Source organism: Rhodococcus sp. ENV425 (genome assembly GCF_002887785.1).
In the GTDB taxonomy this organism is placed as follows: domain Bacteria; phylum Actinomycetota; class Actinomycetes; order Mycobacteriales; family Mycobacteriaceae; genus Rhodococcus; species Rhodococcus aetherivorans.
Window position 1 is genome coordinate 1 of the sequence record NZ_PCZU01000095.1, and the last position, 9,276, is coordinate 9,276.

At 71.3% G+C, this 9,276-nt stretch carries 10 protein-coding genes and 1 pseudogene; 6 read left to right on the plus strand and 5 right to left on the minus strand.

Annotated elements, in window-relative coordinates:
• From CQZ88_RS07795 to CQZ88_RS07815, 5 genes are all read right to left on the minus strand, one after another.
• Nucleotides 1-1,546, minus strand: a 1,546-nt coding sequence (locus tag CQZ88_RS07795; RefSeq protein ID WP_180986972.1) for a chromosome segregation SMC family protein, incomplete at its 3' end; no start/stop codon positions are given.
• 25 nt (nt 1,547-1,571) lie between these two features.
• Nucleotides 1,572-1,862 carry an acylphosphatase gene (locus CQZ88_RS07800; protein ID WP_006933673.1) on the minus strand — a complete coding sequence of 97 codons (291 nt, stop codon included), beginning with the start codon at nt 1,860-1,862 and terminating at the stop codon, nt 1,572-1,574.
• Entirely contained in the window at nt 1,859-2,785 is a 927-nt protein-coding gene (locus tag CQZ88_RS07805) for an SMP-30/gluconolactonase/LRE family protein (protein WP_006933668.1), read from the minus strand. Before CQZ88_RS07805 ends, CQZ88_RS07800 begins: the two co-directional genes overlap by 4 nt.
• A gap of 26 nt (nt 2,786-2,811) precedes the next feature.
• Entirely contained in the window at nt 2,812-3,249 is a 438-nt protein-coding gene (locus tag CQZ88_RS07810; protein WP_006933666.1) for an OsmC family protein, read from the minus strand.
• Nucleotides 3,250-3,268: 19 nt separating this feature from the next.
• Nucleotides 3,269-4,216, minus strand: coding sequence for a LysR substrate-binding domain-containing protein (locus tag CQZ88_RS07815; protein ID WP_029543200.1), 948 nt, complete (start codon nt 4,214-4,216; stop codon nt 3,269-3,271).
• Nucleotides 4,217-4,330: 114 nt separating this feature from the next.
• Here CQZ88_RS07815 and pcaH point away from each other — a divergent pair, with 114 nt between their 5' ends.
• The 6 genes and pseudogenes from pcaH to CQZ88_RS30650 form a co-directional block, all read left to right on the plus strand.
• Nucleotides 4,331-5,083 (plus strand): protocatechuate 3,4-dioxygenase subunit beta, encoded by a 753-nt coding sequence (pcaH, locus tag CQZ88_RS07820; RefSeq protein ID WP_006933662.1) that lies wholly within the window; start codon nt 4,331-4,333, stop codon nt 5,081-5,083.
• Nucleotides 5,080-5,745 (plus strand): protocatechuate 3,4-dioxygenase subunit alpha, encoded by a 666-nt coding sequence (pcaG, locus tag CQZ88_RS07825; protein ID WP_006933660.1) that lies wholly within the window; start codon nt 5,080-5,082, stop codon nt 5,743-5,745. The genes pcaH and pcaG overlap by 4 nt, the downstream gene beginning before the upstream one ends.
• A 108-nt stretch (nt 5,746-5,853) precedes the next feature.
• Complete coding sequence (locus CQZ88_RS07830) at nt 5,854-7,092, plus strand: sodium:proton antiporter (protein WP_102799541.1); 1,239 nt, start codon at nt 5,854-5,856, stop codon at nt 7,090-7,092.
• Between the two features lie 65 nt (nt 7,093-7,157).
• Complete coding sequence (locus tag CQZ88_RS07835) at nt 7,158-7,862, plus strand: TetR/AcrR family transcriptional regulator (RefSeq protein ID WP_006933655.1); 705 nt, start codon at nt 7,158-7,160, stop codon at nt 7,860-7,862.
• Between the two features lie 30 nt (nt 7,863-7,892).
• Nucleotides 7,893-8,807, plus strand: coding sequence for an ABC transporter ATP-binding protein (locus CQZ88_RS07840; RefSeq protein ID WP_006933653.1), 915 nt, complete (start codon nt 7,893-7,895; stop codon nt 8,805-8,807).
• Nucleotides 8,804-9,276 (plus strand): annotated as a pseudogene (locus tag CQZ88_RS30650) (hypothetical protein); the annotation flags it as partial. The gene CQZ88_RS07840 and the pseudogene CQZ88_RS30650, both read left to right, overlap by 4 nt.

The window sequence follows — 9,276 nt, forward strand, 5'->3', positions numbered from 1 at the left end:
GGGGACCCGACAATCCCAGGTCGGGGCGGTGCTCGAGAAGCCAGGCGGCGCCGTCCTTGCGTTCGAGACCCATCGCCAGCGCCTCGATGCGCGCCCCGAGGGAGGCGACCTCCTTGCCGGCCGCGCGCTCGGCGTCCTGCAGTTCCTTCAGGCGGGCGTCGGCGAGTCGCAGCGCCTCGAGGGCGCGTTCGTGCTGTGCGTCGGCGTCGATCTCGCCGGCGTCGAGGTCGTCGATGCGGGCCTGGGCCGTCTCGAACTCGGCCTGGGCGGCGACACCGCGCAGCCGGGCCTCTTCGATGGCGACGGTCAGCCGGGCCACCTCCGCGTCGATGGACTCGGCGCGGGTGCGCACGGTGTCGACCTGTCCGGCCAGGCGCGCGAGTCCCTCCCGCCGGTCGGCGACGGCCCGCACTGCGGCCAGGTGCGCCCGCTCGGCGGCCGCGGCGGCCTCCTCCTGGACGGCGAGCTGCTCCTTCGCGGCCTCGAGGGTGCCGTGGGCGACCTCGACGGCCTCGAGGAGTTCGGCCTCCTCTTCGGCGATGCGGTCGGCGCGGGCCTCCATCTCGTCCGGATCCTGGCCGTCGCGGACCGCCGGGGCGGTGTCGAGGTGGCGGGCGCGTTCCTGGGCGATGCGCACGGTGGCGCCGAGACGTTCGGCGAGCGCGGAGAGCCGGAACCAGGTCTGTGACGCGGCCTCGGCGCCGGGAGTGAGTCGCGCGACCGCCTCCTCGTGGCGTGCGAGTTCGGCGTTGGCGTCGTCGAGCTCGGCGGAGACGTGGTCGAGTCGCTCGCGCAGGACGCGTTCCTGCTCGTCCTGGTCGGCGAACTCGGAGCGCCGGGTCACGAGGTCGTCGGCGGCGAGCCGCAGCCGGGCGTCGCGCAGGTCCGCCTGGATGGTCTGGGCGCGGCGCGCCACCTCGGCCTGGCGGCCGAGCGGCTTGAGCTGCCGGCGCAGCTCGGCGGTGAGGTCGGTCAGGCGCGCGAGGTTGGCCTGCATCGCGTCGAGCTTGCGGACCGCCTTCTCCTTGCGCTTGCGGTGCTTGAGGACTCCGGCGGCTTCCTCGATGAATGCGCGGCGGTCCTCCGGCCGGGACTCGAGGATGGCGGAGAGGCGGCCCTGACCGACGATGACGTGCATCTCGCGGCCGATGCCGGAGTCGGACAGCAGTTCCTGCACGTCCATCAGCCGGCACGAGTTCCCGTTGATCTCGTATTCGCCGGCCCCGTCGCGGAACATCCGCCGGGTGATGGACACCTCGGAGTATTCGATGGGCAGCGCGCCGTCCGAGTTGTCGATGGTGAGGGTGACCTCGGCACGGCCGAGGGGTTGCCGGCCGGCGGTCCCGGCGAAGATGACGTCCTGCATCTTGCCGCCGCGCAGCGCCTTGGCGCCCTGCTCCCCCATCACCCAGGTGAGGGCGTCGACGACGTTGGACTTGCCGGAACCGTTCGGCCCCACGACACACGTGATGCCCGGTTCGAACCGCAGAGTCGTCGCGGACGCGAAAGACTTGAAGCCCTTGAGCGTCAGACCCTTCAAATACATGTGCGAAAACCTTACCGGCGGGCCGTCACCGCTCGACGAAGCCGGTCAGGTCACCGCGCGTCGGCTCCCAGCTCTCCACCACGAGCCGCACCTCTCCCGGGGTCTCGCCCGAGCGCAGCGCGGCGAGGAGTCGTTCGAGGGCGTCGCGGGGGCCCTCGGCGATGACGAGCACGCGCCCGTCGGGATGGTTGGTGGCGTGACCGGCGAGGCCGAGTTCGAGGGCTCGCGACCGCGTCCACCAGCGGAACCCCACACCCTGCACGCGCCCGTGCACCCAGGCGGTGAGCCGGACGGCGTCCGGCGGCGACTGCGTCATGGCTGCTCCCCCGAACTGCGGACCGGACGGACGGCGTGGACGGCGCCGTCGAAGCCGGTGGTGTAGAGGACGTCCGGGTCCCAGCCGGGGCCCTCGCCGAACGCGACCGCGGAGACGAAGGGCACCCCCGTGGCGACCGCGCAGCCGGTGCCGGTGACCGGGTCGACCCGCAGGATCTTCCCGGCGACGTTGAGCGGGACGTACAACGCGCCGTCGGGTCCGACGTCGAGATCGTCGGCGGTCTCGAGGGGCCCGGGCCCGGACGGGTCCAGGGTCCGGACCGGACCGGTGAGGTCGCCGGCGTTCAACGCGTGAATTCGGGTAGTCGGATCGAAAGTCGTAGCTGCATAAACGGTTTCGCCGTCGACCGCGAGTCCGTTGACGGAGCCGAGGTCGGTGCGGATCGTTTCCGGGGCCCCACCCTCGACCGGGACGCGCGTCAGGCCCGGGGGGCTGCCCAGGTTCCGGCTGACGAGGAAGTCCCCGTCGGGCAGGCGGACGAGACCGTTGGGCATGGTCAGACCCGACGCGACGGTGCGCCGCGTCCCGGTGTCGAGGTCGACGGCCTCCAGGGTGCCGTCGGTGCGGCCGAGCAGTCCGGAGACGGTGCCGTTGCCGGTCGTGAAGTACGCCGTGCCGTCGTCGACGACGATGCCGCCGGGCGCCGGGACCTCGGCCACCACGGCGTCGGCCCGTCCCTCGGGCGTGAGCGCCAGCAGCGACCCGCCGCCGGCCGGGGTGGACGCCGAGGCCAGCAGCCGGCCGCGACCGTCGAACGCGAGATTCTCGAGCACGCCGAGCCCGGACGCGACGACGTCCACCCGCCACGGCGCGCAGTCCGCCGGAGCGGGCGCGGCCGTCGCCGGCGCCCCGCCCGCCAGGAACCCCACGGCGAGCGCGAGTCCGGCCGCTGTACGAATCATCCGCCCTCCCTGCCGAGATCCACCGCTCACGCGTCCGGAACGATCTTCAGCGTCACCTCGGTGCCGGCCTCGAGCGTACGGCCGACGGTGCACACCTTGTCGACGGATCGCTCGACGAGCGCGACGAGGCGCTGCTGCGCCTCCTCGTCGAGTTCGCTCAGGTCCAGCGCCATCTCCTCGACGAGGTGCGGGTACACCTCGTTCTCCCGGTCCGCGGCGCCGGAGACACGGATCGTGACGTCGTAGGTGTCGCCGAGCCGGCGCGACAGCGGGAAGTCCGAGCTCATCCCCGAACAGGCCGCCAGCGCGATCTTCAACAGCTCGCCGGGGGTGAAGACACCCTCGACGGTCTCCGACCCGATCAGGACCTCGGCACCTCGGGAGCTGCGGCCCGTGTAGCGGCGGGTGCCGGTGCGCTCGACCCACAGTTCGGTCGTCGGCGTGTCGGAAGTCTGTTCAGCCATGCGGGAGATCCTGCCATGATCACCCGACGGCCAGTTCGCGCAGGATCCCGATGAGCTCGTCCGCGACGACGGGGGTGTCCGCGCTGCTGCGGCGCAGCAGTCCGACGGGTTCGGCGGTGCCCGGGGTCGGTACCGGCAGCCGCACGAGCGTGCCGTCGTCGAGGTCGTCCTGCGGCACTCGCTCGGGTGTCAGCCACACCGCGTCGCCGGCGCGCACCAGCCCGCGCGCGACCGAGACGTCGAGGGTCTCGACGCTGCCGGACGGCAGCCGCAGGCCGTGCCGGGCGAGGAAGCCCTCGGTGTGGTGCCGCGGCACGGTTCCGGCGGTGGCGACGACGAGGGGGTGGTTCAGCACCGCCGGCACCGATACCGGGCCCCCGGCCAGCGGATGCCCCGGGCGCACGATCAGGGCCAGCGACTCGGCGTACAGCAGTTCGAACGAGAGCCCTTGCATGGTCTCCGGGTCGGCCATCCGGCCGAGGACGAAGTCGAGCTCGCCGGCGCGCACCGCGCCCAGAAGTGCGGTGTTCGGGGCCGTGCGGATCTGCACGCCGACGTGCGGACGCCGGTCCCGCAGCCGGGTGACCGCACCGGGCAGCAGGGTGCTCGCGACGGTGGGCAGGGCGCCGACCCGCACGGGGGCGACGGCCGGCTGCCCGGTCCCGGAGAGGGCGCGGGCGGCGGACGCCAACGCGTCCGTGACCTCGACGGCGTGGCCCAGGAACTCCTCGCCGGCGGGGGTGAGCCGGGCGCCGTGCCGCCCGCGGTCCACCAGGCTCAGGCCGGCCAGGGATTCGAGTTCGTTGAGGGTTTTGGTGACCGCCGGCTGGCTCAGATGCAGCCGGCCGGCGGCCCGGCCGAGGTTGCCCTCCTGGGCGACGGCGACGAAGCACGTGAGGTGGCGCAACCGGATGCGATCCAGGAGCCGCGACGCCCGGTCGACCGGGGGCACGAAACCGCGTTCCATCACTGCAGGTTATGAAATTCGGCCGAAACCGTCAATTTACATGACTCATGCTCACCCATAACGTGGATCGCATCCAGTCCGTCGCAGTGCGACAGTCCCCAGGAGTACCGCCTCATGATCATCGCCGCCCCCGGCGCCGCGTCCGGCGAATTCGTCGAACGCGACCACACTCAGCACCCGCCCGCCCTCACCCCCGGATACCGCACGTCGGTGCTGCGCTCCCCGCGCAATGCCCTGATCGCGCCGCGCAACACGCTCTCGGAGACGACCGGGCCGGTCTTCGACCGTCGCGAGCTGGGCGAGAAGGACAACGACCTCATCCTCAACTTCGCCAAGGACGGCCTGCCGATCGGCGAGCGCCTGATCGTGCACGGCTACGTCCGCGACGAGTTCGGCAACCCGGTGAAGGGCGCCCTGGTCGAGGCGTGGCAGGCCAACGCCGGCGGACGCTACCGCCACAAGAAGGACCGCTACCTCGCGCCGATCGACCCGAACTTCGGCGGTTGCGGCCGCATGATCACCGACGACAACGGCTACTACTTCTTCCGCACCATCAAGCCCGGGCCGTACCCGTGGGCCAACAGCACCAACGCCTGGCGGCCCGCCCACATCCACTTCTCGATCCACGGCACCGGCTGGGCGCAGCGCTTGATCACCCAGATGTACTTCGAGGGCGACCCGCTCATCGAGCGCTGCCCCATCGCGAAGACCATCCCGACGCTGGACCAGCTGCGCAGCCTGATCGCGCAGGAGGATCCCGCCAACAACGCCCCCTTCGACGCGCGTACCTACCGCTTCGACCTCACCCTGCGCGGCCGCCGCGCCACCTTCTTCGACAACGCCAACCTCCCCGGAGCCCCCCGATGAGCCTTTCCCCGCACAGCATGATCGAGCGCCGCCCGGAGACCCCCTCGCAGACCGGCGGCCCGTACGTCCACATCGGGCTCGCACCGCAGCAGGCCGGGTTCGACATCTTCGACAACAACTTCGGCAACGTGCTGACCGCCCCGGAGACGAAGGGCGAGCACATCACCCTCGAGGGCCGCGTCTTCGACGGCACCGGCACGCCCGTGCGCGACGTGCTGATCGAGATCTGGCAGGCCAACGCCGCGGGCAGGTACGCCCACCCCGGCGACACCCAGGACGGACACGCCCAGGACAGGGCGATCGATCCGACCTTCCGCGGCTGGGGCCGCACGGGCGGCGACTTCGACACCGGCGTCTACACCTTCGAGACGATCAAACCGGGACCGGTGCCGGCGAACGTCGGCGGGTTCCAGGCCCCGCACATCCTCATGGTGCTGTTCGCACGGGGCATCAACATCGGCCTGCACACCCGGGTCTACTTCGACGACGAGGCCGACGCCAACGCCGCCGACCCCGTACTCGACGGGATCGAGTGGGAGGTCCGCCGCGACACGCTGATCGCGAAGCGCTCCGAACGCGACGGCAAGGTGGTCTACACCTTCGACGTGCGTCTGCAGGACACCCCGGAAGGCGGGATCGAGACCGTGTTCTTCGACATCTGACCGGGACCCGGTGGCGCGGGGGCGCGCGTTTCGGACGACGGTCGCCTGGGCATCCTTGCGCCGACCACGTCGCAGCGAACGAAGGCCACGGCACTGGACACCGCGATCATCTACGTTTCCGCCGGGCTCGCGCTGCTTCTCGCCGTCACCGTGCCGCGGCTGTTCCACAACCGGGCGATCTCGGCACCCATGATCGTGCTGGTGGCCGGCGCGGTGCTGGGGCTGTTGTTCGACAACGCCGAAGCCCTCACTCCCGGCGGGCACCCGGCCGTGGCGGAGTACCTCAGCGAGGTCTGCGTGATCGTCGCGCTCATGGGCGTGGGCCTCGCGATCGACCGTCCCCTCGGGTGGCGGTCGTGGAAGTCCACCCGGCGGCTGCTGCTGATCGCGATGCCCCTCGGCATCGCGGCCGTCGCGGTGCTGGGCTGGTGGGCCGCGGCCCTCACCCCCGCGGCCGCGGTACTGCTCGGGGCCGCCCTGGCTCCCACCGATCCCGTGCTGGCGTCCGACGTGCAGGTCGAGGGCCCCACGTCCGGGGAGGGTTCCCACCGCGAAGACGACGAAGTGCGGTTCGGGCTCACCTCCGAGGCCGGCCTCAACGATGCGCTGGCGTTCCCGTTCGTCTACCTCGCGCTGTTCCTGTTCACGAAGGGACCGATCGAGGACTGGATCGTCTCCTGGGTGCTGTGGGAGCTGCTCGGCAAGATCGTCCTGGGCGCCGTGGTGGGAGGGCTGGCGGGCCATCTCGTCGGGCGGGCGGTGTTCCACTTCCCCGTCGAGCACGTCCGGCTGGCCGACCGGGGCGAACCGATCGTCGCGCTCGCCGCCACGTTCGCGGTGTACGGAATCGCCGAACTGATCGGCGGCTACGGCTTCCTGGCCGTGTTCGTGTGTGCCGTGGCCATGCGGCGCATCGAACGCGCACACGAGTACCACGCCGAGATGCACAGCCTGATCGAGCAGCTCGAGCACGTCCTCACGCTGGCGGTCCTGCTCCTGCTGGGGGCGGGCCTCACCACCGGCCTGCTCGCCGAGTTGTCGTGGGGGTCGGTTCTCGTCGGCGCCGCCCTGGTCCTCGTGATACGGCCGGTGGTCGGCTGGGTCTCGCTCCTGGGCTGTGGCGAGATGGATGTCCGCGAACGCCGCGTCACGGCCTTCTTCGGCGTGCGCGGGATCGGCTCCGTCTACTACCTCGCGTACGCGGCGGCGGAGCTCGACATCGCGCAGGAGCAGGAGCTGTGGGCCGCCGTCGCCTTCACCGTCGTCCTCTCCGTCCTCGTGCACGGGGTGAGCGCGACGAGGGTGATGCGCATGCTCGACAACGCCCGCGTGAAGGGTCCGCCGTAGGCGCGTCGGGGCGGGCCTCCTCCCGGCTCTTGCCGACGATTGAACACGCGGTTAATATACTGACCATGCGTTCAACGCCGGGTCGCCTCTCGGCAGCCGATCGCCGGGACCTCACGTCCGCGGCGCGCATCCGGGAGGCCGCAATCCTCCGTTTCGCTCGCGACGGCTTCGACGCGAGCCTGCGGACCATCGCCGCGGACGCGGGGGTGAGCGGGGCGTTGATCGTGCACCATTTCGGGTCCAAGAAGGACCTGCGACGTGCGTGCGACGAGTGGGTCCTGGGACAGATCCGCGATTCCAAGCGGACGACCCTCGCCACCGGCGACTCCGGTCCGTGGCTGGCGCAACTCGGGCGGGCCGAGCAGTACGCCCCGCTCGCCGTCTACGTCGCCCGCACCTTCCAGGCCGGCGGCGAAAGCGCGGCGGAGTTCTTCGATCACCTGGTCGACGACGTGGTCGACTACCTCGCAGAGGGCGAACGCAACGGGCTGATCCGGCCCTCCCGGGACAACCGCGCCCGGGCCCGCCTGCTCACCGGCATGAGCGTGGGGTCGATGCTGCTGCAGATGACCCTGCACCCGGAACTCCTGCGGGGCGGGGACTTCACCGGGTTCTTCCGGCACCTGACCGAGACCGTCACCGCACCGGCCCTCGAGCTGTATTCCGAGGGTCTGCTCACCAGCCGCAAGCTGCTCGACGACTACCTGATGTACGTCCCGGACCCGCCGGCGGCCGCCGGGGGCGGCGAATCCGCCGCTCCCCCTTCCTGATCCGGAACCCGCCTACCCCAGGACACAATCATGAACACGATCGTGGAGGTCCACGACCTCACCAAGACGTTCGGCGCCACGACCGCGCTGGACGGTCTCAGCCTGCACGTCGGCCGCGGTGAAGTGGCCGGCTTCCTCGGCCCCAACGGTGCCGGCAAGTCCACGACCATCCGGATCCTGCTCGGGCTTCTGCGCGCCGACGGCGGCTCCGCATCCGTGCTCGGGTTCGATCCGTGGCGCGACGCCGTCGAAGTGCACCGGCACCTCGCGTACGTCCCGGGCGACATCGACCTGTGGCCGTCGCTCACCGGCGGCGAGGCCATCGACTTCCTGTGCCGCCTGCGGGGAGGGGCCGACCGTGCGCGCCGCACCGAGCTGGTCGAACGCTTCGAACTCGACCCTCGCAAGAAGTGCCGCGCCTATTCCAAGGGCAACCGCCAGAAGGTGGCGCTGATCTCGGCACTCGCCTCGGACGTGGAGCTCCTCGTCCTCGACGAACCGACGTCCGGCCTCGACCCGTTGATGGAACGGGTGTTTCAGGACTGTGTTGCCGAAGCGAAGCAGCGCGGCTCGTCGGTGTTGCTGTCGAGTCACATCCTCGCCGAGGTGGAAAAGCTCTGCGACACCGTGACCATCATCCGGGACGGACGTACCGTGGAATCCGGGTCGCTGGCCCAGCTGCGGCATCTCACCCGGTCGACGATCACGGTCCGCACCGACCTCGACGCGTCCGGCCTGGCGCAGGCCGAGGGCGTGCACGCACTGCGAAACGAGCACGGGCACACCGTGTTCGAGGTCGACAACGGTCACCTCGACGAGGTGGTCCGCCGGCTCGCGGAGTACGGCGTCCGCAGCCTCGAGAGCGCACCGCCGTCGCTCGAGGAGCTGTTCCTGCGCCACTACGGCAGCGATCGACAGATCGCCGGCGTGGGCGGCGTGCGATGAACACCTTCACCGGGACCGCGTCCCTCGTCCGCTTCGACCTGCGCCGGGATCGGATCAAGCTGCCGCTGTGGGTGATCGGCATCTCGGCCCTGGCGGCGTACTTCGTCGCCGCCCTGCAGCTGGCGTATCCGGCCGCCGAGGACCTCCGCGGCGTGGCCGGTTTCGCCGACAACCCGGCAGGGGTGATGATGTCGGGTCCCGGCTACGGCATGGACGACCCCACGCTCGAGGCGTTCGTCGCGAACCAGTACGGGCTGTACCTGCTGGTCGCCGCCGCGTTCATGAACGTTCTCCTCGTCGTCCGGCACACACGGGGCGAGGAGGAGAACGGTCGCACCGAACTCGTCCTGGCCGGCGCGGTGGGCCGGCGCGCCCCGCTGACCGCGGCCCTGGCGACCGCAGTCGTCGCGAACGCCGCCCTCGTCGTGGCGGGCAGCGCGGCAATGACGGCCGCCGGGGTGGACGCCGG

What these genes read in the sequence shown, in the direction of transcription:
- CQZ88_RS07800 (WP_006933673.1), bottom strand. Translation starts at nt 1,862, where the DNA reads ATGACGCAGTCGCCGCCGGACGCCGTCCGGCTCACCGCCTGGGTGCAC.
- CQZ88_RS07805 (WP_006933668.1), bottom strand. Translation starts at nt 2,785, where the DNA reads ATGATTCGTACAGCGGCCGGACTCGCGCTCGCCGTGGGGTTCCTGGCG.
- CQZ88_RS07810 (WP_006933666.1), bottom strand. Translation starts at nt 3,249, where the DNA reads ATGGCTGAACAGACTTCCGACACGCCGACGACCGAACTGTGGGTCGAG.
- CQZ88_RS07815 (WP_029543200.1), bottom strand. Translation starts at nt 4,216, where the DNA reads ATGGAACGCGGTTTCGTGCCCCCGGTCGACCGGGCGTCGCGGCTCCTG.
- pcaH (WP_006933662.1), top strand. Translation starts at nt 4,331, where the DNA reads ATGATCATCGCCGCCCCCGGCGCCGCGTCCGGCGAATTCGTCGAACGC.
- pcaG (WP_006933660.1), top strand. Translation starts at nt 5,080, where the DNA reads ATGAGCCTTTCCCCGCACAGCATGATCGAGCGCCGCCCGGAGACCCCC.
- CQZ88_RS07835 (WP_006933655.1), top strand. Translation starts at nt 7,158, where the DNA reads ATGCGTTCAACGCCGGGTCGCCTCTCGGCAGCCGATCGCCGGGACCTC.
- CQZ88_RS07840 (WP_006933653.1), top strand. Translation starts at nt 7,893, where the DNA reads ATGAACACGATCGTGGAGGTCCACGACCTCACCAAGACGTTCGGCGCC.